22 protein-coding genes are annotated in these 24,038 nt (G+C 33.6%); 18 read left to right on the top strand and 4 right to left on the bottom strand.

The window, feature by feature from the left end:
* Nucleotides 1-158: 158 nt before the first annotated feature.
* From H3T80_RS07165 to H3T80_RS07145, 5 genes are all read left to right on the top strand, one after another.
* Nucleotides 159-2,114, top strand: coding sequence for an extracellular solute-binding protein (locus tag H3T80_RS07165; protein WP_198200997.1), 1,956 nt, complete (start codon nucleotides 159-161; stop codon nucleotides 2,112-2,114).
* A gap of 1 nt (nucleotide 2,115) precedes the next feature.
* Complete coding sequence (locus H3T80_RS07160; RefSeq protein ID WP_110447102.1) at nucleotides 2,116-3,204, top strand: microcin C ABC transporter permease YejB; 1,089 nt, start codon at nucleotides 2,116-2,118, stop codon at nucleotides 3,202-3,204.
* Nucleotides 3,204-4,235 carry an ABC transporter permease gene (locus H3T80_RS07155; protein WP_065577742.1) on the top strand — a complete coding sequence of 344 codons (1,032 nt, stop codon included), beginning with the start codon at nucleotides 3,204-3,206 and terminating at the stop codon, nucleotides 4,233-4,235. The genes H3T80_RS07160 and H3T80_RS07155 overlap by 1 nt, the downstream gene beginning before the upstream one ends.
* Nucleotides 4,232-6,001 carry a microcin C ABC transporter ATP-binding protein YejF gene (gene yejF / locus H3T80_RS07150; RefSeq protein ID WP_198200995.1) on the top strand — a complete coding sequence of 590 codons (1,770 nt, stop codon included), beginning with the start codon at nucleotides 4,232-4,234 and terminating at the stop codon, nucleotides 5,999-6,001. Before H3T80_RS07155 ends, yejF begins: the two co-directional genes overlap by 4 nt.
* Nucleotides 6,002-6,074: 73 nt before the next feature.
* On the top strand, nucleotides 6,075-6,935 hold the full coding sequence (locus tag H3T80_RS07145; protein WP_198200987.1) for a hypothetical protein: 861 nt from the start codon (nucleotides 6,075-6,077) through the stop codon (nucleotides 6,933-6,935).
* 65 nt (nucleotides 6,936-7,000) lie between these two features.
* On the opposite strand, the gene frdD is transcribed toward H3T80_RS07145, so the two are convergent.
* The 3 genes from frdD to H3T80_RS07130 form a co-directional block, all read right to left on the bottom strand.
* Nucleotides 7,001-7,354: a fumarate reductase subunit FrdD gene (gene frdD, locus H3T80_RS07140; RefSeq protein WP_144189561.1), complete on the bottom strand. Its 354-nt coding sequence runs from the start codon at nucleotides 7,352-7,354 to the stop codon at nucleotides 7,001-7,003.
* Nucleotides 7,355-7,368: 14 nt separating this feature from the next.
* The gene (locus tag H3T80_RS07135; protein ID WP_198200985.1) at nucleotides 7,369-7,806 is read right to left on the bottom strand and encodes a hypothetical protein; all 438 of its coding nucleotides are present in this window, start codon (nucleotides 7,804-7,806) and stop codon (nucleotides 7,369-7,371) included.
* Nucleotides 7,807-8,003: 197 nt separating this feature from the next.
* Nucleotides 8,004-8,588 carry a hypothetical protein gene (locus H3T80_RS07130; RefSeq protein ID WP_110447108.1) on the bottom strand — a complete coding sequence of 195 codons (585 nt, stop codon included), beginning with the start codon at nucleotides 8,586-8,588 and terminating at the stop codon, nucleotides 8,004-8,006.
* Nucleotides 8,589-8,737: 149 nt separating this feature from the next.
* Between H3T80_RS07130 and tmk the strand changes: the two genes are divergently transcribed.
* The 7 genes from tmk to yciH all read left to right on the top strand — a co-directional run bounded on the left by tmk (nucleotide 8,738) and on the right by yciH (nucleotide 15,355).
* Nucleotides 8,738-9,364, top strand: a complete 627-nt coding sequence (tmk, locus tag H3T80_RS07125; RefSeq protein WP_198200978.1) for a dTMP kinase — start codon at nucleotides 8,738-8,740, stop codon at nucleotides 9,362-9,364.
* Nucleotides 9,365-9,375: 11 nt separating this feature from the next.
* Entirely contained in the window at nucleotides 9,376-10,374 is a 999-nt protein-coding gene (holB, locus tag H3T80_RS07120) for a DNA polymerase III subunit delta' (RefSeq protein WP_198200976.1), read from the top strand.
* Nucleotides 10,375-10,436: 62 nt separating this feature from the next.
* Nucleotides 10,437-11,837, top strand: coding sequence for an MBOAT family protein (locus H3T80_RS07115; protein WP_198200974.1), 1,401 nt, complete (start codon nucleotides 10,437-10,439; stop codon nucleotides 11,835-11,837).
* A gap of 18 nt (nucleotides 11,838-11,855) precedes the next feature.
* Nucleotides 11,856-13,127, top strand: a complete 1,272-nt coding sequence (locus H3T80_RS07110; RefSeq protein ID WP_198200972.1) for a DUF459 domain-containing protein — start codon at nucleotides 11,856-11,858, stop codon at nucleotides 13,125-13,127.
* A complete protein-coding gene (locus tag H3T80_RS07105) occupies nucleotides 13,120-14,295 on the top strand; it encodes a GDSL-type esterase/lipase family protein (protein WP_198200970.1) in 1,176 nt (391 codons plus the stop codon). Before H3T80_RS07110 ends, H3T80_RS07105 begins: the two co-directional genes overlap by 8 nt.
* A 30-nt stretch (nucleotides 14,296-14,325) precedes the next feature.
* Complete coding sequence (pyrF, locus tag H3T80_RS07100) at nucleotides 14,326-15,033, top strand: orotidine-5'-phosphate decarboxylase (RefSeq protein ID WP_198200968.1); 708 nt, start codon at nucleotides 14,326-14,328, stop codon at nucleotides 15,031-15,033.
* A gap of 1 nt (nucleotide 15,034) precedes the next feature.
* Nucleotides 15,035-15,355: a stress response translation initiation inhibitor YciH gene (gene yciH / locus H3T80_RS07095; protein WP_370548226.1), complete on the top strand. Its 321-nt coding sequence runs from the start codon at nucleotides 15,035-15,037 to the stop codon at nucleotides 15,353-15,355.
* Nucleotides 15,356-15,404: 49 nt separating this feature from the next.
* Here the strand turns inward: yciH and tmaR are convergent, their stop codons facing one another.
* A complete protein-coding gene (tmaR, locus tag H3T80_RS07090; protein ID WP_065577725.1) occupies nucleotides 15,405-15,725 on the bottom strand; it encodes a PTS system regulator TmaR in 321 nt (106 codons plus the stop codon).
* 304 nt (nucleotides 15,726-16,029) lie between these two features.
* Here tmaR and accD point away from each other — a divergent pair, with 304 nt between their 5' ends.
* The 6 genes from accD to H3T80_RS07060 all read left to right on the top strand — a co-directional run bounded on the left by accD (nucleotide 16,030) and on the right by H3T80_RS07060 (nucleotide 24,029).
* Nucleotides 16,030-16,920: an acetyl-CoA carboxylase, carboxyltransferase subunit beta gene (accD, locus tag H3T80_RS07085; protein ID WP_110447116.1), complete on the top strand. Its 891-nt coding sequence runs from the start codon at nucleotides 16,030-16,032 to the stop codon at nucleotides 16,918-16,920.
* A gap of 6 nt (nucleotides 16,921-16,926) precedes the next feature.
* Nucleotides 16,927-18,198, top strand: coding sequence for a bifunctional tetrahydrofolate synthase/dihydrofolate synthase (gene folC / locus H3T80_RS07080; protein WP_232350115.1), 1,272 nt, complete (start codon nucleotides 16,927-16,929; stop codon nucleotides 18,196-18,198).
* Nucleotides 18,199-18,210: 12 nt separating this feature from the next.
* Entirely contained in the window at nucleotides 18,211-18,753 is a 543-nt protein-coding gene (locus tag H3T80_RS07075; RefSeq protein ID WP_198200966.1) for an SPOR domain-containing protein, read from the top strand.
* Nucleotides 18,754-18,813: 60 nt separating this feature from the next.
* Nucleotides 18,814-19,299 (top strand): CvpA family protein, encoded by a 486-nt coding sequence (locus H3T80_RS07070; protein WP_198201190.1) that lies wholly within the window; start codon nucleotides 18,814-18,816, stop codon nucleotides 19,297-19,299.
* An 18-nt stretch (nucleotides 19,300-19,317) separates the two neighbouring features.
* A complete protein-coding gene (purF, locus tag H3T80_RS07065; RefSeq protein ID WP_110447119.1) occupies nucleotides 19,318-20,835 on the top strand; it encodes an amidophosphoribosyltransferase in 1,518 nt (505 codons plus the stop codon).
* A 470-nt stretch (nucleotides 20,836-21,305) separates the two neighbouring features.
* On the top strand, nucleotides 21,306-24,029 hold the full coding sequence (locus H3T80_RS07060) for an inverse autotransporter beta domain-containing protein (protein WP_198200964.1): 2,724 nt from the start codon (nucleotides 21,306-21,308) through the stop codon (nucleotides 24,027-24,029).
* Nucleotides 24,030-24,038: the final 9 nt, after the last annotated feature.

Here is a 24,038-nt window from a genome sequence, read left to right as displayed (position 1 = left end):
AAGTTTATTAATAAGGTTTTGCTCATTCGCTGGAAGTTTGGCAAAATAGTTAACTTACTATGTTATTTAGCGTATTCTAAATTGTTTGAAATTTTTAATACTCAATAGGGTAAAATCTTATTTTGATAAATTGTTGATAAAACAGGAACTAAATTAGGATGATTAGTCAAAGAAAAAAAAATATCGAAAAGTTATTCATCTCAAGCTGTTTGAGTGGATTATTATTTTGTTCAATGACTGTCTATGCCGAAGAAAAACCAAATGTCACTTTGCTGTCAGATACACCGCTACAAGCTAACCCATCAACTGAGACCATTGAATCCCAGCCGATTGACAGCATTGAACCGAATCAACCAACCGAGCATATTTACCATAAAACCATTTTTTCGTTATTGGGTGATCCGAAATATCCTGAAAATTTTGACCATCTAGAATATGTGAATCCCAATGCCCCTAAAGGAGGGATTATCAAACTACATGAAATAGGTACCTTTGATAATTTTAACCGTTTTGCTAGTCGTGGCGCACCTGAACACAATTCTGGTTCGTTATATGATTCTCTTTTTACCTCAACAGCCGATGATATTTCCAGCTTTTATCCACTGATAGCAACTTCAATTACTTATTCTGATAGTTATCGTTGGGCAGAAGTCTCGATTAATCCTAATGCACGATTTCAGGATGGTAAGCCAATAACCGCATATGACGTGGAATTTACTTTTCATAAATTTATGACCGAAGGTGTTTCACAATATCGAGTTTATAACAAAGGGATAAATGTTAAAGCGATAGATGATTATCGGGTTAGGGTGGAATTGCCTGAAACCGATCGTGAAAAATTACTTTCTTTTGTCGGTAGTATGCGTGTTATTCCTAAACATTTTTGGCAAGATCATAATTTTTCTGAGCCGTTAAGTACTCCTCCTATTGGCAGTGGTCCTTATTATATTAGTGATTATAAAATGGGGCAGTATGTAGTTTATAAGCGTAATCCTGACTATTGGGCAAAAGATTTACCTGTTAATAAAGGTTTAGATAATTTTGATGAAAAACGTATCGATTATTATATGGATACGAGTATAGCTTTAGAGGCGTTTAAAGCTGGAGAATACGATTTCCGCGGTGAAGGGCAACCGAAAAACTGGTTTACTCAATATCAAGGAAAATACTTTGATTCAAAGGATATCATAAAGCAAGAAAAAAACGTCGAAACCGCTGTAGATACTAAATGGTTAGCGTTTAATTTGCAGAAAGATCTTTTTAGAGATGTTAGAGTTCGTCAAGCAATAACCTTAGCTTTTGATTTTGAATGGCTTAATCACGCCTTTTATTATGATAGTTATAAAAGACCGTTTAGTTTTTTTGAAAATACTATTTATGCTGCAAAAGGTAAACCTAGTGAACAAGAACTTAAATGGTTAACACCATATAAAGATATTATTCCCGAGCAAGCTTTTGATGAAGCCTACACTATTTCGAAAAGTGATGGACAAGGTTTTAACCGAAATAACTTATTAACTGCAGCTAAATTATTAGAAGAAGCGGGTTGGATCATTAAAGATGGTAACTTAATTAATGCTAAAACTGAGCAACCTTTTGCGTTTGAATTGTTGACTTATCTAGGTGATGATATTAAATATGCGATTCCATTTCAGCAAAATTTAGCCCGTTTAGGGATTACAATGAAAATAACTTCATTAGATTATGCCCAATTGACGCGCAGAATGCGTGAGCGTGATTATGACATGATGCCACGTAATTATAGTGCAATAGACTATCCATCTTCAGATTTAATGATTTTTTGGGGAAGTGAATATTTAAATTCTTCTTATAATGGTTCAGGATTACATAATCAGGCAATTGATTCGATTATTGCTGAAATAATCAAAAATGTAGGTAATCAAAGTGAGTTAATTTCACTAGGAAGAGCGCTCGATCGTATTTTAACTCAAGAATATCCGATGATTCCAATGTGGTATAACAGCAAAACTTATTATGCATATTGGAACAAGTTTGGGCAACCAGCCATACAGCCAACTTATGCAATAGGTATTGATAGCTGGTGGTATGATGCAAACAAAGCAGCTAGTTTGACAAAGAATAGAGTACGTTAATATGTTGAATTATTTTATCCGTCGATTATTGCTAATTATACCAACCTTATTAATCATTTTGACTATCAACTTTTTTATTGTGCAAATTGCACCAGGTGGCCCCGTCGATCAAGCTTTAGCTATGATAGAGAATGGCCCTCAAGCAGGGCAAGTATTGCTGCCTGGCAGTGAAAATAGCCCTGCTAAGTTGACCGAACCAAAAAATGAATCAAATTATCGTGGTGCACGCGGTTTAGATCCAGAAATTGTGGCAATGATTGAAAAACAGTATGGATTTGATAAACCGCTTTGGGAACGCTACATCAATACGTTAAAGCAATATATCCAGTTTGATTTTGGTAACAGTTTTTTTAAAAGTGAATCAGTATTAAGTTTAATTGCAAAAAGTTTACCTGTTTCTATTTCATTGGGATTATGGAGTACATTAATCATTTATTTAATCTCAATCCCATTAGGGATTCGTAAAGCGGTTAAAGATGGTTCAAGATTTGATTTTTGGTCAAGTACGTTAATTATCATTGGTTATGCAATACCTGCTTTTTTATTAGCCGTATTATTAATTGTTTTGTTTGCAGGTGGCAGTTATTGGGATATTTTCCCGCTGCGCGGATTGATTTCTAATAATTTTGAACAATTAGATTTTTGGGGCAAAGTAAAAGATTATGCATGGCATATTTGCTTACCGACTATCGCTATGGTAGTAAGTGGTTTTGCCACACTAACCATGTTAACCAAAAACTCATTCTTAGATGAGATTCGTAAACAATATGTTGTCACTGCCAGAGCGAAAGGGTTAAGTGAAAGGCAAATTCTGTATAAGCATGTTTTTCGTAATGCGACCTTGCTTATTGTATCGGGTTTTCCTGCTGCATTTGTTGGCATTTTATTTACCGGTTCCGTTTTGATTGAAGCTATTTTTTCGCTTAATGGATTGGGTCTTCTCGGTTATGAAGCAATTATTCAGCGTGATTACCCGGTTATTTTTGGTTCATTGTATATATTTACATTGATTGGGCTTATTACCAAACTCTTATCAGATTTATCTTATATGATAATCGATCCACGTATTGACTTTGAGGCTCGCAACTGATGACTACGCACTATTCAATTAATCAGCTACGTTGGCAACGATTTAAACGCAATCGACGTGGGTATTATTCATTATGGTTATTTTCAATATTATTTATAATCAGCCTATTTTCTGATTTTATATTTAATGATCGACCAATATTTATCAAGTATCAAAATAACTATTATTCGCCAATATTCCATTTTTATCCGGAAACTGAATTTGGTGGGCAATTTCAAACACAAACTAATTATTTAGATCCAGCGGTACAAAATAAGATTGAGTCTGATGGTTGGATACTTTGGCCTCCATTTCGTTATACTCATAATACTGTGATTCATGATACAACCAGCACGTTTCCTACACCACCATCAAAAAACCATTTGCTCGGCACCACCGATGCTGGATTTGATGTTTTAGCAAACATTGCCTATGGTTTTAGAGTATCAATGTTTTTTGCTTTGTTTCTTACCTTTTTTACCTCCATTATCGGCGTGCTAATTGGCGCGATTCAAGGTTATTATGGTGGAAAAGTTGATCTATTAGGACAACGATTTATTGAGATTTGGAGTGGTTTACCTGAGTTATTTGTGATAATTCTGCTTGCCAGTATTTTACCGCTTAATTTTTGGTGGCTATTAGGTATTACGGTGTTATTTGGCTGGATGGCATTGGTCGGTGTTGTTCGAGCAGAATTCTTCCGAACCCGTAACTTCGATTATATTCGAGCCGCTAAAGCTATGGGCGTAAGCGATAGTAAAATTATGTTACGACATATGCTACCAAATGCGATGGTGGCAACATTAACATTTTTACCATTTATTCTTTGTGGTTCAATTTCAACACTAACGGCACTTGATTTTCTTGGCTTTGGTTTACCAATCGATTCACCATCTTTAGGGCGATTATTACTACAAGGCAAAAATAATTTGCAAGCGCCTTGGTTAGGAATTAGTTCTTTTTTAGTTATTTCCATCTTATTGTCACTGTTAATATTTATTGGTGAAGCAATTAGAGATGCATTCGATCCAAACAAAGGAGTATATAAATGAGTTCTCCTTTATTATCTATCATTGATTTAAGTATTGCCTTTAAAACTGGCCAGCATTCACAAAATCAAGTTGTTGACGCTATTAGTTTTGATATTAATGAACAAGAAACAGTGGCATTAGTCGGTGAGTCAGGCTCAGGGAAAAGTGTAACAGCACTGTCAATATTGAGGCTGTTATCAAAAGAGCGAGTGATTTATCCTTCAGGAGATATTATTTTTGAAGATAAATCATTATTACATGCCTCTGAAAAAGAATTGCGTAAAATTCGCGGTAATGAAATTAGTATGATATTTCAAGAGCCAATGGTATCACTTAATCCATTGCATACCGTTGAAAAACAACTTTATGAAGTCTTATCTTTACATCGGGGTATGCGACGTAATGTGGCTCGAGGTGAAATCTTACAATATCTCGATCGGGTTGGCATTAAAGATCCTAAAAGCAAACTGGCTTCTTATCCTCATCAGTTATCTGGTGGTGAAAGGCAACGAGTAATGATTGCCATGGCCATTTTAACTCATCCAAAATTATTAATTGCTGATGAACCAACTACTGCTTTAGATGTTTCTGTTCAAGGACAAATTATTGAACTACTCAAAGAGCTCAAAAAAGAGCTTAATATGAGCATGTTATTTATTTCACATAATTTGGGCATAGTAAAAAAATTGGCAGATAAAGTAGCGGTAATGCGAGATGGCCAAATTGTTGAATTCAATAATAAACAACGTATCTTTTTGCGTCCACAGCATGAATATACTCAAACATTATTAAATTCTCAGCCTAGTGGTGAACCGGTTCCTTTACCTGATACTCCCGGTATATTGCTGAATGTGAATCATCTTAATGTTGAGGTCGTCACTCAAAAACGATTATTTAGCAGCAAAAAGAAAAAAATTGTTGATAATATTGGTTTTGCGGTACATCAAGGTGAGACAGTTGGTATTGTTGGGGAGTCAGGCTCAGGTAAAAGTACCACCGCACTGGCTATTTTACGTTTAATCAAATCAAAAGGTGATATCCTATTTGATAGCCATCCTATCCAGAATTTATCTGGTAAGAAGTTATTACCATTCCGTAGCCGAATTCAGGTTGTATTTCAAGATCCCTTTTCATCACTTAATCCGCGCTTTAATGTTGAGCAAGTTATCAGTGAAGGTCTAATGACACATAAAAAATTGACTAAAGCTGAGCAAGAACAAGCGGTAATTGATATTATGCTAGAGGTTGGTTTGGACCCTGAAATGCGTTTTCGTTATCCAAATGAGTTTTCTGGTGGACAACGGCAAAGAATAGCGATTGCTAGAGCTTTAATATTGCAACCGGAGCTATTAATTTTAGATGAGCCAACGTCATCTTTAGATCATACAATTCAAAAGCAGATAATTAATTTACTTAAATCATTGCAAGAGAAACATCATTTTAGCTATCTGTTTATTAGCCATGATCTTGCGTTAGTCTATTCAATATGTCATCAGATTGTAGTTATGAAAGACGGTAAAATTGTTGAACAAGGTTCACGAGAAAAAGTGTTTTATACGCCGGAATCAGAGTACACTAAAGTTTTACTATCATTTTTAGATAAAACACCGAGAAAAGCGACTAAGACGTTAATTCATGCGGATATTATCGAAAAAACTCAAAAAACAGGATCATCTGAAAATGTAGAAAAAGATGGACAGTCTGATGAAAAACAACAAGCTCAGCAAGAGCATAAACAAGAACAAAAGGTTAATTGGGAAGACGCATTATTAATGCGAAAAAAATAAATGTACAACTTTGTGGCTTAGCTATAAACCACTATTAAATATTTAGTTTAGTAAACGAGTTAACAGGTTCATTATGCAAAAAAATATATTCCATTTTTTAACCGTTTCATGTTTATCATTTATCTCAATAAATGCAATGGCATTGACGTGTTCAGATAATCCCGAACAAAATAAAGTAGAGGCAAATAACTATATTTTTAAAATATTAGACTTTATTGATTCAACAGCTAAAGGGATTAAGCAAGAAGTGAGAACTTCAACCATTACATCAGATACTGGTACGATACGTTCAATTGTCAAACATAGTTTAAATTATGATCCAAATGGTTTGATTACAGAAAGTCATTACGATCTTTATTCCGGTGATAATGAAAAACTCTATTCTGAACATCTACAAAAAAACGAATCTGGCTGGCAAAATGTGATTGAGGATATTGAGGATGAAACAAGGAGCACCACTCAATTCAAAATCGATACACAAGGTAGAGTTATTGCCTCTGAACAGATAAAACAAGCGCCCGATTTTACCTTTATTGAGAATGATAGTTATCAATTTGATAATAACAATTGTTTAATTAATAAAAATGTGCAATGGCAGCTAAAAGAGTTGGATGCTAATGGCCAAGTAGTAGGGACAGAGCAAAAAGGTGCTTCGATTTATGCGTTTGGTTATCAAAATCGCCATTTAGCAAAAGTATCGGCGCAATATAGTAATAAAACTAAAAATGAAAGCGATTTTTCTTACCAATATGATGATAAAAATCGATTAAATACAATCCAATCGACTTATTCAATAGTTGGAAAAAATACAACTTATTACATGACTGAATTTTTAACTTTTAATGAGAAAAATGATTGGCTGAGTGCAACACAATCAAAACAAAATAGAAAAAACAAACAAACTAATATAGTTCGGCAGATTACTTATTATTAATCAATTAAACATGGCGTTATCACAAGTGAACTCGATAACGCCAATGAATAAACATCACTCTAGTTTTATCTTACAAATAAAATATAAATCGCATGAGCTGTCCATGCTAACGCTAAACCATACGTAAGTAGCTTTTCTCGCTTTGGATAGATATTAAATTGATGTAACAAAGTTAGAATCTGTTGCAATCCACACCAAATTGGTAGTGAAATCATTAAGCACAAAAATAATTTTCCTAATTCAGTATTGGCTAACTTTAAAATATATGAACGCGTTATTGCGTCACCAAAAGGAATGATAAACGTAACAATGATTAATACCACTGGTGCGAAAATAGCTGCCCAAAGTCCACCTAAAGCAAATAATCCTTTTGCCACTTTTGAGTCAGACTGTATTGGTTGAGTTTCTTGATTTTTCATTGATCAAATACCACTTATTTAATTATCAATAATAGTAAGCAATATGAAAGTAAAATTGTGACACCCCATAAGCCAATAATAAGTAAATATCCTTGTTTCTTTTTATGAATATTTTGCTTAAAAATAATCTTTGGCATTAACCTAAACCAGTTTATTGAATGAAATAAAGCGAGTAGTAATGCAATACAGTTTAGCACTACAACAACTGGGCTTTGTAAGAAAAAAATAAAACGATAAAACTCATCTTGTCCCATTTTATTTGTATACATACAGATAACACCATACATCAACACCAAACTAACCCAAATCATGGAAAAAGGTGTTAATTTATCAATGATTGACAGAAACAACGGCTGTTTTGTCTGTAACGATGTGATCTCGGACTGTGTACCAGCATTGTTATTATTTAAATCATTATTTGCTGGATAATTATCATTATTCTTCTTAATCATAACTTTCTCAATGTGAGTAACATTATTATGTAATTAACGTTTCTAGGGGTGAATGTTTAATGTTGTATTATAAACATTAACTGATTCAAATCGTCAAATTAAAGTCCTGCATAATATCGGTTTTTAAGGTAATAACACTAGGCAGAAAGTGCGTTGAAATGGTTTACATGATATTGCAAATGTGATTAATTAGTAAATTATTTGCTAGTAACAAATAACTTATAATCAATTAAGTATGAGCCTATTGGTGTTTCTTTAACTCTTACTTGAGCTTTAGTACCATATTTGATTTTGTCATTTAAATTTATACATAGAAAAAAGAAATAATTGTTATCTTTATCAAGAATCTTTAAACCATTTTTACAATGCCCATGTTTACCTCTACTTGGCCCTGGTGCGGTAATTTTATATTCAGTGGTATAAATTTTAGATTCAGTAGGATAGAAATAAATAATATCTATTGGTATACCTAAAAAAATTAGGAGATTAAAAGAAAAAATCATAAAAGCACGTGCAAGGTACTGTTTAATTCGTTCTAAAAATGGTTTTTTCAACATTTTTTTTCTAGAAAAAGCGAGAAGAAAACTAAGCATGATGGCTACAGAAAAAAATGAAAATTCAATTTTAGGGAAGATAATAGTTCTTTGGTGTACTCGCAAAGCAAAAAGAATATTAAGAATAAACAAGAGTGCCACTGAAAGCTGTACTATTGCTGTTATATTTTTCTTTAATACAACTTTTTTTAATAGATCTTGATTATAATTTTTAAAGTTTTGTGGCATATAAGATCTCTATCATCTCTTCTTAATAAAGTTTATTTTTACTATATCATTAATAGCTAATTTTTAGCTAAACTAAAATAATTATTAAAAATAGCGTACAATACTCAATATTAATCATCAATTCATTATCAATCATTTAGGAATTTTGTATGACAGGTAAATTTATTGTCATCGAAGGTTTAGAAGGTGCAGGCAAAACAACAGCCATCAATACTGTTGCACGTATTTTAAAACAACATCATATTGCTGATTTACAATTTACTCGCGAACCTGGCGGTACTCCAATTGCAGAAGCATTACGAAATATTATTAAAAATGGTTTAGATAATGAACCGCTAACCGATAAAGCGGAATTGCTAATGCTTTATGCTGCTCGTATACAATTGGTTGATAATGTAATTAAACCGGCATTAAAAATGGGGAAATGGGTTATTGGTGATCGGCATGATTTATCAACTCAAGCTTATCAAGGTGGTGGGCGACAGATCGATAAGGTTTTTATTGAAACATTACAAGCTCAGGTTTTGGGTAATTTTAAACCTGATTTAACCTTGTACTTAGATATTGTGCCAGAACTCGGTTTAATGCGGGCCAAATCTCGCGGGCAGCTTGATCGCATTGAACAACAATCATTACCGTTCTTTGAGCGTATTCGTCAGCGTTATTTACAACTAGCTGAGCGTGATAATACTATTGTTACCATCGATGCCAATAAATCTATAGAAGAAGTGACAGCTCAAATTGAAACTGTTTTGAATTCATGGCTAATAAATTAGGTTTTAGTTTTATGATTTTTAATAAATATCCTTGGCTTGCATTACCTTTTCAGCAACTTGCTGATACGATTGTTAATAATCGGGCACATCATGCCATGTTAATTAATTATATTCAGGGAAGTGGTGAAGAGGAATTGATAAATCTACTGGTAAATCGATTAATTTGTCAATCTTCACAACAATCAGAGCCTTGTGGTAATTGCCATAATTGCCAGTTGTTTTTATCTCAGCATCATCCTGATTATTACGTCATTACACATGAGCAAGGTAAACAATCAATTGGTATTGATCAAATACGTAGTATTTCGACTAAAGTTTATGAAAAATCACAGCAAGGTGGCAATAAAATAATTTGGATCAAACATGCGGCTTCAATGACGGAAGCGGCAGCTAATGCATTGCTAAAAACATTAGAAGAGCCACCAGAAAATACCTATTTTATTTTGAGTGATGAGCATAATAGCCAATTTTTACCCACGATTCACAGTCGTTGTTTTTGTTATTTTTTACCTATTCCAAAATTAGAACAATCTATTGATTGGTTAAAAAAACAACACAATCACCTATACAGCGATAATGAGCTTGCCACTGCATTATTATTGAGCGAAAATGCGCCACTAAATGCAGCAATATTACTTCAGCCTGAAAAATGGCAGCAGAGAAAATCATTTTGTGAAAATTTATTAGAAATCTTACCGCAAAATAATTTTTGGCAATTAGCAAAAACTTTTAATCATGAAGGTTTTTTTGAGCACATTATTTGGTTTTGTGCATTGTTAAGCGATGCCTTAAAAGCCAAACAAAAAGTAGGTCGATACATAGTTAATCGCGATCAAGTGCCTTTAGTCAGGCTACTTGCGACAAAAAATAATGATGAAATAGCTTCGTTGTATCAAATTTGGTTACAAGCGAGGAATTTATTGTTATCGGTCACTGGATTAAATAAAGAATTGATTATCTATAATGCTTTAGCTCAATCACAACTAATTGGCTATCAGCAGCAGAATTAAGAGAGTAATAATATAGAAATAAAGTTTTGGTCAACGGTATATTTACAGATGAAAGGATTGCAGTGAGTTATTTATCGATTGAATTTGGTCTAATTTTTGTGGGTTTCTTTGCGATATATTGGGCTTTTAGATTATTACCAAAATTTCAGAATATATTACTTTTGATTTCAAGTTATCTTATTGTTAGTAGTTATAGTTTGCAGTTTGCTGTTATCCTTTTTATTTATACCTGTGCGATATATTTTGTTTCTGTGATGATTGCTGGTTCCAAACATCATGCTAAGCGATGGTTGATATTAGGATTGGTTGCGGCAATCATCAATTTAGCATTATTTAAATATTTTGATTTTTTTCGGTATGAGTTACAGTCATTATGTAATTATTTAAACTTATCAATTTTAATACCTGTTGTTACGGTTCTTATTCCAATAGGCATTTCATTTTATACTTTCCATTCTGTAAGTTATTTAGTATCAATTAAAAAAAGAGAATTACCGGTAGCGAGATTTAGGGATTTTGCTTTGTTTTTAGCTTTTTTCCCCAGTTTAATTGCCGGTCCAATCAATCGAGCAAAAACGTTTCTACCTCAAATAGCAGTAAGTCAACCTAGAGATATTTTAGAACCCTTTCGCGCTTTTACATTAATTATTTTAGCCGTCATAAAAGTTTATTGTCTGGGCGGATTAATTAGTGAAAATTGGGTAACGCCAATTTTTTCAAACCCTTTAGAATATAGCGTTATTGATTTATTAGTTGGCTTATATGCTTATGCTATGCAAATTTATCTTAACTTTTCTGGTTATACTGACTTAGTGACAGGAATTGCGCTTTTATTAGGTTTCCGGCTGCCGATTAACTTCAATTTTCCTTATTTAGCCTCTAATTTACGTGAGTTTTGGGATCGCTGGCATATTAGTTTATCTCATTGGATTAGAGATTATATTTATATTCCTTTAGGTGGTAGTCGTCGTGGTTTTGTTCGCACTCAAATTAATGTGATGTTAGCTATGTTACTGTCTGGATTATGGCATGGAGCAGGGATTAATTTTATTATTTGGGGCGCTTGTCACGGTATAGGCATTGTCTTTCTTAATATTTTAGACCGTTGTATAGGTCGAGGATGGATAACGCAACGTTCGCCAATTGTTGCACGATTATTAACTTGGCACTATGTCTGTTTTACCTGGCTATTTTTCTGTTGTGAGAGCTTCACTGATGCATTAGATTACCTATATGCTTTATGCCACAATTTTACCGTAGATTCACATTATATCGGGGCATTTATAAGTATAGGTATCGTATTTTTTATATATCCAATATGTAAAAATATTCCTACTTGGAGTGCGTTACAATTTAGTAAAATAAATAGTATTTACCTGCCAGTCTTTTTTATCCTTATATTATGGCTAACAATCTATTTAGCACCTTCTGGTGTACCAAATTTTATTTATGCTAATTTTTGATTATGATGAAAAATTAAAATGACATACAAAAAAACATTTTCGAAAAATAGAAGAAATACGTCTAAAAAAATTAGGCCACAAAATCAAGTGTTGAAAAATAATAGTTTTAATAATAAGAGAACTAAAAACAATTTTAAAAAATCAGATTGTTTACTAGATAAGCAAGATACGCTTTCTGCAAAAAAAATTTTTTTCCTATTATTTATTACCGGTATTGCATTAATTGCAATTTATCACCGATCAATTTTAATCTATTGGCAACAAACTTATCATTCCGATCTTTTTAATTCAGAAAGTGTTACTCAAGACTTCATAAAAGAAGATTCTGACGAACCTATAGATGAAATTTTATTAGGATCTCAAACAACAACCGTTGAACAGAATGATAACTTAAAAGATGTTAATATTCATTTGGTTAAAGATGTTCTAATTATTTCACAACCAGATGTTGTTAAAATAAACAATACGACTAAACAACAAATACATAATCAATCCATTCCTAATAATAAAGATGTTACTCAATCAAAAAATCAGCCAAATGAGCTAGTAAACAATCAAGCATCTTTATTAACTGATATTGAAACACCTAAAGTGCCAAAACATGATATCCCATTAATTCATGAACCATTACCAATAGTATTAACCGAAAATGATAAGGTCTTTTTTGCCGGTGATTCATTAATGCAAGGCGTTGCACCATATGTTAAAAAAATGTTATTCAAACAATATAAAATAGAAAGCATTGATCTTAGTAAACAAAGCACGGGACTTGCTTACCCAAAAGCCTTTAATTGGCCAAAAACAATTAGTGATAACTTAATTACCGATCCTTCTATTAAATTACTTGTGGTATTTCTGGGGCCTAATGACCCGTGGGATTTTCCCTTAAAAGGATACCCTAAATACGTTAAATTCAAATCACCTATATGGGAAGAAGAATACCGTTTGCGTATAGCTGCTATTTTAAATAGTGCTTATGAGCATGATGTACAAGTCCTTTGGCTAGCAGCTCCTTGTATGCGTAAACCGAAACTCAATGAAGGCATGGTGTATTTAAATATGTTGTATCAATCTGAAATAGAAAAAGTACAACAACATTTTTTAACTACTAATCAGTTATTAGGTTGTACTTATGAGAATTTTACAAGTTTTGTTGAATCCGATAAAGGAAAAATAAAAGTAAGGGTTGATGATGGCGTCCATTTTACCACCACCGGCCAGAAAATTTTAGCCACGGCTATTATGGAAAAAATCATTTTTAAACAATTAGAGGACAATGATAGTGATTAAACTTTTAAAGTATATTCTTACTGTAATGATTGTCACTGTTTCTGTTGGTTGCAGTGTCGCTGAAAGTAGAACAAGTGCACTATCCGGTATTGTTGACTTTGGCGATCCCAATAGCAAACAATTTATCCAACGATTAAACTCATTGTCCAAAAATACAAATAGTAATCAAGTAGTGAATATCACTCAACTTGGCGATTCTCACTCTGCAGCAGATTTTTTTACTGGTGAATTTCGAACTTTGATACAACAAAAATATGGTAATGCAGGGATTGGCTGGGTCACTCCGGTTGCGATAAAAGGTCAAAGCCATGCAGGGGTAAGTTGGAAAGTAAAAAACTGGAATGTATTAAGTAGCCGTACATTAAGTAATTTAGATTTCCCGATGGGAGGATTTATTGCTAAGCCAACCAAAGATGTAGCGACTATACAGCTGATACCTAAAAATGCAGGCAACAAAAATTGGCGAGTACAATTAACCGTTAAAGTTTTAAAAAATAGTCCTAATTTGTTGAATATTTATGATGCTAATGATAAAAAAATAGATATTAGCTATTCATCCAAAAGTAATGTCTGGCAGACAATATCTTTTATCACTAAAGCACCTTTTTCTATCAAAGCAACTAACGATATTGAAATAGGTGGTATATGGTTAACTCGTTACCAACAATCTGGCGTTGTTGTCTCTTCGATTGCAACTAATGGTGCCAAACAGACAATATGGCAGAAGTGGGGCCCTAACTGGTTAAATGAATTATCGGCATCAAAAAGTGATTTGATTATTCTTGAATATGGTACAAATGAAAGTTTTGATGAAACTTTAGATGCGAATGCTTATCGTAAAAACTTGGTGAAAAATATTCGTCAAATTCGCAAATCCTCACCAAATTCGGTAATATTATTAATGACGCCACCAGATACAATGTTAAATGAAAAGAATTTTCCAAAGTCTTTTGCTAAAGTAATGAGTATCCAAAAACAAGTTGCTAAGTCAGAGAAAACGCTATTTTGGGATTGGCAACTGGCTATGGGCGGCCCTCATTCTATTAAAGATTGGCGTAGGCGAGGCCTTGCTCGTCCAGATTTAGTACATCAAACATTACAAGGTTATAAAGAAAGTGCTCGTATATTCTATGCTGATTTAAGTGAATTTATTAAAAAGAATAGTTAAAAATTTATAATTAAAAGGAATAACTAAGTTATGTCATCTCCAATTATTGTTGCTGTTGATTTTTCTGATACAAAGTCCGCATGGAATTTTATTGATAAAGTTGAACCTAAAGATTGTCGCCTTAAAATCGGTAAAGAATTATTTACTCATGCTGGTCCTGATTTTATTAAACAGATACAACAAAAAGGTTTCGATATTTTTTTAGATCTCAAATTTCATGATATTCCTAATACGGTAGCCAAAGCGGTAGCTGCTGCTGCTGAGTTAGGTGTCTGGATGACAAATGTTCACGCCAGTGGTGGGATTCGTATGATGGAGGCGGCAAAAGATGCCCTTTACCAATATGGAAAAGATGCACCTTTATTAATTGCGGTCACTGTACTAACGAGTATGGAATCTTCAGATCTTAAAGAAATTGGTATTGAGGTATCGCCATTAGAACAAGCAACTCGTTTAGCATTATTGGCCAAAAACTGCGGACTTGATGGTGTAGTTTGTTCAGCTAAAGAAGTACAGAGCTTTAGAACGCGACTTGGTAGTGATTTTAAATTGGTGACACCAGGTATCCGTCCGGCCGGTTCTACACCTGATGATCAGCGACGAATTATGACACCACAACGAGCGCAAGCAGCTGGTGCAGATTATTTAGTCATAGGTCGTCCTATAACGCAAGCGGATGATCCAAGCAAAGCATTACAAACTATTTTATCAACACTTGATTCATCTAAGAGCAATTAGTATGTCAGATAATCCAATTGTTTATTCAACTGAGCATGGTCGAATAACACCTAAAAAAGCCACTAAGCCTCGTCCTAAAGGTGATGGTATTATTCGTATTTCACGTCAGACATCGGGCCGAAAAGGAAAGGGTGTTTGTGTGATTGATGGTTTTGACTTAGATGATGGCCAATTACAGCAATTAGCCGTCGATCTTAAAAAACGTTGTGGTTGTGGCGGTTCGGTTAAGGATGGAAAAATTGAGATTCAAGGTGATAAACGCGATCTATTAAAATCACTAATAGAAGATAAAGGATTTAAAGTTAAACTTGCTGGAGGTTAGTAACCAGAAAATAATACCCTTTTAAAAAAGGGTATTATTTGAAAAGAAATTAATTAGAACGGTAACCACGCATTTTTTTACTGATGTCACGACGTTCCTTAGAAATTTCAGCATTTTTGATGATGTAATCATCAACACGATCATCGTAATCGCTCTTCATGTTGGCAATAATAGCTTGAAGCTCTTCGTAAGTCATATCAGGTTTAATATAATCACTTAAATTTTCAAGTAATAATACGCGCTTTTGGTTGTCACGAATTTTCTTCTCGTTATCTGAGATTTCGCGTTTTAATTTGTTTAAACGACGTGACAAACGAATGTATTCAAGAACATCTTGAAATGATGGTGCGGCTGATTTTTCCTTGTCCATCTATAACCCCTTATTTCTGAAAAAATGAAAAACAATTATTCTTTAATTATATACCAATAATTTTTTGTGGTCATATTAAATATAGTTTTATTGTTAAATGTTATAGTTAAAAATTAATTTTGATGATTATTTTTGTTTTGTCTGAACTTTTTTAAAGTTTGGTTGTATATTATTTTTAAGTAATATCAAAAATTTTATTGAATTGCGGATAAATTGATATAAAAGCAAAAACAAGTATTAAGAATTATTGCAAAGTATTATACAATACGTCGTTAATTATAGAGTACCGAATGAGAGAATCATAATGAGCTGGATTGAAAAAATTCTGAGTAAAAATAATATATCGTCAGATCATAAAAAGGCGAATATTCCAGGTGGTGTTTGGACTAAATGTAGCAATTGTGAGCAGGTCATTTATCAAGCTGAACTTGACCGAAACTTAGAGGTCTGTCCGAAATGTGATCACCACATGCATATTCCTGCCCGAGTTCGCTTATATCGTTTTTTAGATGAAGGATCTGATGTCGAAATTGGTGCAGAACTTGCTCCGAAAGATATTTTAAGATTCAAAGATACTAAAAAATATAAAGATCGTTTAACTGCTGCACAAAAAGAAACTCACGAAAAAGAAGCTATGGTCGTTATGAAAGGAACACTACTAGGGATTCCGGTTGTCGTAGCTTGTTTTGAATTTGCTTTTATTGGTGGATCAATGTCATCGGTGGTTGGCGCTTTATTTACTCGTGCTGCTGAACAAGCAATTGCAGATAAATGCCCACTAATATGTTTTTCAACCAGTGGTGGTGCTCGTATGCAAGAAGCACTATTCTCATTGATGCAAATGGCAAAAACGAGTGCTATTTTAGCCAAAATGCAAGATGAAGGGTTACCATACATTTCAGTAATGACTGATCCAACAATGGGCGGTGTATCTGCAAGTTTAGCTATGCTCGGCGATATTAATATCGCCGAGCCTAAAGCGTTAATTGGTTTTGCTGGCCCTAGAGTGATACAACAAACTGTACGTGAAACATTGCCAGAAGGATTCCAACGTAGTGAGTTTTTACTTGAAAAAGGCGCAATTGATATGATTATTCATCGTCGAGATATGCGACCAAAAATTGCTGGTTTATTGGCTAAATTAATGAAACTTCCTAACCCTTTTGATAATGTCGTTAATGATGAAACAATTTAATTGATCATGCAAAATAAAATCCCTGATGCCATGTCAGATCTTGAGACATGGCTTTGTTATTTGGAACAGTTACACCCTTCAAGCATTGAATTAGGGCTGGAAAGGGTAAAATCAGTCGCTGAGCGATTAGATCTATTACAACCAGCACCTTATATTTTTACTGTAGCAGGCACTAATGGCAAAGGGACAACTTGCCGTACGCTAGAAATGATTTTACTTGCTGCTAATAAGCGTGTTGGTGTTTACAGTTCTCCACATTTATTACGTTTTACTGAGCGAGTTAGAATCAATAATCAAGAGTCAACCCCATCAGATACTGTTAATGCATTTGCTGCGATTGAAAAGGCCAGAGGCGATGTTTCATTAACCTATTTCGAATATGCAACACTGGCGGCTTTATATCAATTTAAGCAAGCTCAACTAGATATCGTTATTTTAGAAGTGGGGCTAGGTGGTAGGTTAGATGCCACCAATATTGTTGATGCTGATATTGCAATTATAACGACAATCGGTATCGATCATGTTGAATATCTTGGCAATACCCGAGAAAGCATTGGGCAAGAAAAAGCGGGTATTTTTAAACCTAAAAGCATCGCTGTAGTTGGCGAACCTGAAATACCATCTTCCATTTTAGACGTTGCCCATGCTATAAATTGCCCTATCTTTGCTGTAAACAAAGATTGGTCTTATCAACAAATTGATAAATTATTCTGGCAATTTCATTCTTCGATAAAGCAGTATAAAAATCTTCCGATTCCACATGTACCTCTCTCTAATGCTGCAACAGCAATTGCAGCCCTTAGTTATTCGCCATTTTCTATTACTCAAAAACAAATAGACAGTGCTCTTGAAAAAACTAGCTTGATAGGACGTTTTCAAATCATCCAATCATCACCAACTGTAATCGTTGATGTTGCGCATAACCCTCATGCGGCTAGTTATTTAGTCAAGCAAATTGAGTTATTAAAACAACAACAATCAAAAGTTGGAAAAGTGAGATTTGTGATAGGAATGCTTAAGGATAAAGATATTAAAAGTACTTTATCTATATTTAATGCTGATCAGTGGTATTGTGCTTCACTTTATGGTGAACGGGGATGTAATGCTGATATATTAAAGCAGTTTTTACAAGAAGAAAATGTAGCGAACATTGCAACGTTTGATTCGGTATATGAAGCATATCAAAAGGCTATGCAAGAATCTAAAGAAGATGATATTATTGTCATTTGTGGTTCATTTCATACCGTTTCTGCCGTTTTGGATACTGTAAGCAACTAGGCAAATGTGAACATGGATAATAATCAAGAGAAAATTAAATGTGGCTCAAATAAAGTTAGAAATCAACTTATTGGTTTTGCTACATTTTTATTAATAATTGCTATTATTGCTCCAAATATAATCACGGATAAATCTAATTCGCAAACATCAACAGTTCCTATATTACAATCAGGTGTAATAGATGAACAAAATCAAGATGTTGCTCTGAAAAATGATTCTTCTTATACACCTGATTCAGATCAATATCCTAGCCCTTTAGCTTCACCTGATATTATTGATGAGAGTTTTGATTCTCAAATAACGACATCTTCTGAACAAACTGATAAACCCTATATGATTCAGCTTGGTGCATTAAAAAATAAGAAAAAAATTGAGGAACTAGTTGCCTTATTAAGGTTGAATAACTATAACGTTAGAGTGATACCAAATAATCCTGGACCAAATCAACTAATGAAATTACAGGTAGGTCCTTATGCGAAAAGAGAACAAGCTGAACAGTTGATTAGTAATTTAAATAATTTAACTAAGTTAAAAGGTGTAATTATTACTAATTAACAACCATTTTATGATGTATAAAGATTAAAAAATATTAATATAAAATTGTGAGTTATTATGATGAATTGGGTTGATTTTACGATTATCGGTGTGATTCTTTTATCTGCACTGATTAGTATTATTAGAGGTTTTGTCAAAGAAGCGCTATCTTTAATTAGTTGGGTGCTAGCGTTCTTTATTGCCAGTCGTTTTTATATGTACATTACTAGTTATTTGACTTATTTTGATAGTGATGTCATTCGGATTGCAGTTGCTATTGCGATACTTTTTATTTCGACATTAATTGTTTGTGCAATCGTCTCTTATATTATAAGTCAATTAGTCCAAAAAACAGGACTATCAAGTACCGATCGAGTATTGGGAATTTGTTTTGGGGTATTAAGAGGTATTTTAGTTGTTGCAGCAGTGCTCTTTTTTGTTGATACCTTTACACCTTTATCTCAATCTCCATATTGGGTGCAATCACAACTTATTCCGCATTTCCATTTTATTATTCGCTGGTTTTTTGATTTTATACAGCAGTCGTCTTCATTTTTAGTTCAATAAGTTTGAGGTAATCATTGTATGTGTGGTGTTGTTGGTATTGTAGGATGTAGTACTGTTAATCAATCTATTTATGATGCTTTAACTGTTTTACAACATCGTGGACAAGATGCAGCTGGGATTGTAACCATTGATGAACAAAATCGCTTTCGTTTACGTAAAGCAAATGGTTTGGTAAAAGATGTATTTCAAGAACATCATATGCAACGTTTACAAGGTAATCTAGGTATAGGTCATATTCGTTATCCAACCGCGGGTAGTTCAAGCCCTTCAGAAGCTCAACCTTTCTATGTAAATTCGCCATATGGCATAGCATTGGCTCATAATGGTAATTTAACTAATACTGAACAGTTACGAGATAAGGTGTTTGAATTAGCAAGACGTCACATAAATACTAGCTCAGATTCAGAAGTATTACTTAATATTTTTGCTAGTGAGTTGGATAAATTTCCGACTTATCCGTTAACTGCAGATAATATCTTTAGTGCTGTCCATCAAGTTCATCAAATTATTAAAGGAGCTTATGCTTGTGTCGCAATGATTATTGGTCATGGGCTGGTTGCTTTTCGCGATCCATTTGGTATCCGACCATTGGTTATTGGTAAAAAAGTTATTGATGATCAAAAAACAGAATATATGGTTGCCTCTGAAAGTGTCGCTTTAGATATCCTCGATTTTGAATTTATGCGAGATGTAGAGCCAGGTGAAGCTATTTATATTACTCAAGATGGCCAGCTTTATTCTAAACAGTGTTCTGATAATCCGCAATATTACCCATGTATTTTTGAGTATGTTTATTTTGCTCGACCTGATTCATTCATGAATGGTGTATCTGTTTATCAATCACGGATATTAATGGGGCAAAAACTAGGACAAAAAATAGCTAGAGAGTGGAAAGATATTGATATTGATGTCGTCATCCCTATTCCAGAAACATCCTGTGATGCAGCTCTTGAAATTGCTCGTATTTTAGATAAACCTTATAGACAAGGATTTGTTAAAAATCGTTATGTAGGGCGCACCTTCATTATGCCTGGACAAAATGCTAGAAAACTTTCAGTAAGAAGAAAACTTAATGCTAACCGTATTGAGTTTGAAGGTAAAAATGTACTTCTTGTTGATGATTCTATTGTCCGAGGGACGACGTCTGAAAAAATTCTTGAAATGGTTCGTTCTGTTGGCGCTAAAAAAGTTTATTTAGCTTCGGCTGCACCAGAAATTAGATATCCTAATGTTTATGGTATCGATATGCCTGTTGCTAGTGAGCTAATTGCTTATAATCGATCAGTAGATGAGATTGCAAAAGAAATCGGAGCTGATAAATTAATATTTCAAGACCTCTCTGATTTAATTGATTCTATTAGAGAACAAAATCCCAAAATTCACCATTTAGAATGTTCTGTATTTACTGGCAACTATATTACAGAAGATGTTGATGATAATTATTTTAATCAATTAGAGAATAATAGAGCAGAAACTAAAATATCTTTGCCAATTAAAGAATCTGAAAATCTTGAAATTTATAATGAAGAACAATAGCAGTTATTTAATATTGCTAAAAATTATGACAAGATTATAATAAATAAATCTGAAGTAGTAATTTCAGATTTATTTATTGAAACCAATCAGTTTAATTAGTTTGAAATTTGAACGTATCGATTAATTGTTCATTAATAAAAAACTATATTTTTCAACAAAGTAATAAAAAAGCTAATTTATCCTAAAAAACTCTCTAATATAACCTTATGAAAAATAATGATAAAATCTATCTTTACAAAAAAAATCAAAAAAAAGAATAAAATATTTTGATAAATGACTTTTTTGTAATAAAATTCTTATAAATTTGATCTTTTTGTAAAGAAATATTAATTTTGTAAAAGTGATTTAATAATATATAAACTTAATTAAAAGCTAATAAATAATCACAACTATTAATGACAATGGTGTAATGCTAAAAAACATAAAAAAAACATTCTAATATTGTCAGAGGAATATAAGGAATAATTAAGATGACAAAGAGTCTTAATTTAAAAATTATCTCAGCTTTCGTAATTGCAACGTTGTCTCTACAACCTGTTTATGCTACAGACTCGGAGACAGCATCAAACGCAGTTGATAGTAATAAGATAATTGAATTAAAGAATGGAACTAAAGCTCGAGAAATGATAAATAATCAACAACGTAGTCTATATCAGATTGCGTTGTTAAGTAGTATTTCTATTTCAGAGTTAAGAACGATGAACGCCGGTCGATTTGACAAGAAAGATGTTGTTGATGTTGGTGACCGTTTAATTTTGCCTGAAAATTCCCCTTTATTACCAGCTATAAAAGTTAGTAATGATAAACAAGATAAATATTCGAATTTACCTAAATTGGGCTCTGACGATAATTATAATGTAAAACAAGATAAAGATGCTTTAGCTACACAAGTGGCGTCTACATTACAAACTCTCGCTACTCAAGACTGGAAGCAAATTACTTCATCAGATAACGGCGGTATATCTGGTCATTTAAAAGACAAAGGTAAAAATTACGCTGAAAGTTATGTTCGTAATGGCGTTAAGACACAGGTTGTCGATCCTGTTCGTAATGCTGCACAAGATTTCTTAGGGCGTTTTGGTACTGCTCAGTTACAGTTTGATTTGAGTGATAAGGGCCAATTTAATAACGTCAATTTAAAATTATTTAGTCCTTGGATTGATACCGAGGATATGTTGATTTTTAGCCAAATTACATTCCAAGAATATGAACATAATCGCCGTATAGGTAATATTGGTATTGGTCAACGTTGGGATGTAGCCGATAAAAAATGGTTACTTGGTTATAATGTGTTTTTGGATCACGACTTTCAACGTGCACATAACCGTTTAGGTATTGGTGCCGAGGCATGGAGTGATTATATGAAATTCGCGGCTAACTATTACCATCCACTCTCAGACTGGAAAAATTCTAAAGATTTTGATGATTATTTAGAAAGAGCTGCAAAAGGTTTTGATATCCGTTTTCAAGGTTATCTGCCACAATATCCTCATTTAGGTGGATCGCTAATGTATGAACAATACTTTGGTGATAAAGTCGCATTATTTGGCAAAGATAACTTACAAAAAGATCCTCGAGCGATAACTGTTGGCTTGGATTATACCCCTGTTCCGCTTTTCACGATCAAAGCACAACATAAACGCGGACAAGATAATAAAAAAGCTACCACAGCAGAATTAACCATGAATTATCGGATTGGTACGCCATTAAAAGACCAATTAGATCCAGATATGGTGCAATCTGCACGATCTTTAAAAGGCAGTCGATATGATTTAGTTGATCGTAACAACTATATCGTCCTTGAATATAAAGAGAAAAAAATGACTGTCGATTTAGGATTAGAATCTGTTCAAATAATTGAAGGTTCAACATCTAATATTTTTATAGGTTTGCATAATGCTAAAGGTGTATCCCAGTTAGTGTGGTCTGGTAATATGCAAGATATCGATAATGGCGGTGGTTTTTTATGTTCAGCAACCGGAACGTGTACTGGTTCTTCATGGCTTAATCCACCTGCAACTGTTGATAATTGGAAAATAGTAGCACCGAAGTATCTGAATAAAGACGGTCAACGTCAACCTGTAAGTACTAATGGAGTTTATTCTTTATCGGTAACGGTTACTGATAGTAGAGGAAAATCAGCAACCTCCAATGCTGTATCATTTGAAGTTCTACCTAATACCGAACTTCGTAGAGTTGGTGTTTGGGCTATTGATAAACTTGGTAGACCAAGTGCAGATCCTATTCAGAATCCAGCTAATGGTTCAGAAGCAGTTACGGTAATGGCAACTTTGGTTATGCCAAAAGATGAAGTAGCAAGTCGAAGCATGACTGATTATGATGGATTTAGTGATGATGTTTTGATGGATAGCATTGCTAATACGTTTGAAGCTTCGGTTACCAATTTGTGGATAGCAACTAGCAATGGTAAGCCAATTAATTTGATTGATGGAACTTCTGGAGATGTAAGTGCCTGTCCATCAGTAGAGCCTTGTGTCATTGTTAAATCATTTGAAAAAGTTAAGATGGGACAGAAGGTATCTAGTAATGCTGCAACAGCGAAGGATATCGAAGTAATTGGTGATACTTATGCTATTGATGTAGCTTCAAATATTACTGGTACGGTGGATTTTGTGGCTAAACTAAATCAATATGGTCAATCCATGAACCATGCTGTTGTTTACTTCAATGGTGGGCAAGCTGGTAAGCTTGAAGTTTATCGAAGTCCAGACAATGCATTAGTTGCAACTAGTGATAATAGTCCTTATTTGGTATTCAATCCGAATGGTCCCAAAGAGTGGAAAGTTCATAGTGAATATTATGTAGTCGCTTACGATATGGCTGGTGAAGTAATTCAAGACCCATTTGTTGTCTGGTCACTTGTTGGTTCAAATGAGAGTGCATGTCCAGGTAATAAGACGACTCATATAAAAAATGATTACGCTAATCCAGATTATCGAAATGGACCGTGGTTTAACGTAAGTATGGGTAAAAATGCACATTATAAAATTCGAGGAATCAAATCGAAAGGAAATGGCAGTAACAGCGATGGTGAAGATAGCTATGCGTTTATAGGTACAAGTATTGAAAAAGTTGATGGTGCACCTGAGTATGTGAATTGGCAACAAGTATCTATTCCTGAAGGGGCATGTGCTGGTGACCAAGGCTTTTTATTACAAATTACAGCTTATTAAAATTAGAAG

Origin of the sequence: Gilliamella sp. W8145, from assembly GCF_016101145.1 — a bacterium.
In the GTDB taxonomy this organism is placed as follows: domain Bacteria; phylum Pseudomonadota; class Gammaproteobacteria; order Enterobacterales; family Orbaceae; genus Gilliamella; species Gilliamella apis_A.
The sequence above is the reverse complement of the archived record's forward strand: the minus strand, read 5'-3'. Positions and strand labels throughout refer to the sequence as shown.

Coding starts and splice junctions, on each gene's coding strand:
- H3T80_RS07070 (WP_198201190.1), top strand. CDS start 18,814: ATGAATTGGGTTGATTTTACGATTATCGGTGTGATTCTTTTATCTGCA.
- H3T80_RS07135 (WP_198200985.1), bottom strand. CDS start 7,806: ATGATTAAGAAGAATAATGATAATTATCCAGCAAATAATGATTTAAAT.
- purF (WP_110447119.1), top strand. CDS start 19,318: ATGTGTGGTGTTGTTGGTATTGTAGGATGTAGTACTGTTAATCAATCT.
- H3T80_RS07110 (WP_198200972.1), top strand. CDS start 11,856: ATGACATACAAAAAAACATTTTCGAAAAATAGAAGAAATACGTCTAAA.
- yejF (WP_198200995.1), top strand. CDS start 4,232: ATGAGTTCTCCTTTATTATCTATCATTGATTTAAGTATTGCCTTTAAA.
- pyrF (WP_198200968.1), top strand. CDS start 14,326: ATGTCATCTCCAATTATTGTTGCTGTTGATTTTTCTGATACAAAGTCC.
- H3T80_RS07060 (WP_198200964.1), top strand. CDS start 21,306: ATGACAAAGAGTCTTAATTTAAAAATTATCTCAGCTTTCGTAATTGCA.
- H3T80_RS07145 (WP_198200987.1), top strand. CDS start 6,075: ATGCAAAAAAATATATTCCATTTTTTAACCGTTTCATGTTTATCATTT.
- H3T80_RS07165 (WP_198200997.1), top strand. CDS start 159: ATGATTAGTCAAAGAAAAAAAAATATCGAAAAGTTATTCATCTCAAGC.
- yciH (WP_370548226.1), top strand. CDS start 15,035: ATGTCAGATAATCCAATTGTTTATTCAACTGAGCATGGTCGAATAACA.
- H3T80_RS07130 (WP_110447108.1), bottom strand. CDS start 8,588: ATGCCACAAAACTTTAAAAATTATAATCAAGATCTATTAAAAAAAGTT.
- tmk (WP_198200978.1), top strand. CDS start 8,738: ATGACAGGTAAATTTATTGTCATCGAAGGTTTAGAAGGTGCAGGCAAA.
- H3T80_RS07160 (WP_110447102.1), top strand. CDS start 2,116: ATGTTGAATTATTTTATCCGTCGATTATTGCTAATTATACCAACCTTA.
- holB (WP_198200976.1), top strand. CDS start 9,376: ATGATTTTTAATAAATATCCTTGGCTTGCATTACCTTTTCAGCAACTT.
- accD (WP_110447116.1), top strand. CDS start 16,030: ATGAGCTGGATTGAAAAAATTCTGAGTAAAAATAATATATCGTCAGAT.
- folC (WP_232350115.1), top strand. CDS start 16,927: ATGCAAAATAAAATCCCTGATGCCATGTCAGATCTTGAGACATGGCTT.
- frdD (WP_144189561.1), bottom strand. CDS start 7,354: ATGAAAAATCAAGAAACTCAACCAATACAGTCTGACTCAAAAGTGGCA.
- H3T80_RS07075 (WP_198200966.1), top strand. CDS start 18,211: ATGGATAATAATCAAGAGAAAATTAAATGTGGCTCAAATAAAGTTAGA.
- tmaR (WP_065577725.1), bottom strand. CDS start 15,725: ATGGACAAGGAAAAATCAGCCGCACCATCATTTCAAGATGTTCTTGAA.
- H3T80_RS07155 (WP_065577742.1), top strand. CDS start 3,204: ATGACTACGCACTATTCAATTAATCAGCTACGTTGGCAACGATTTAAA.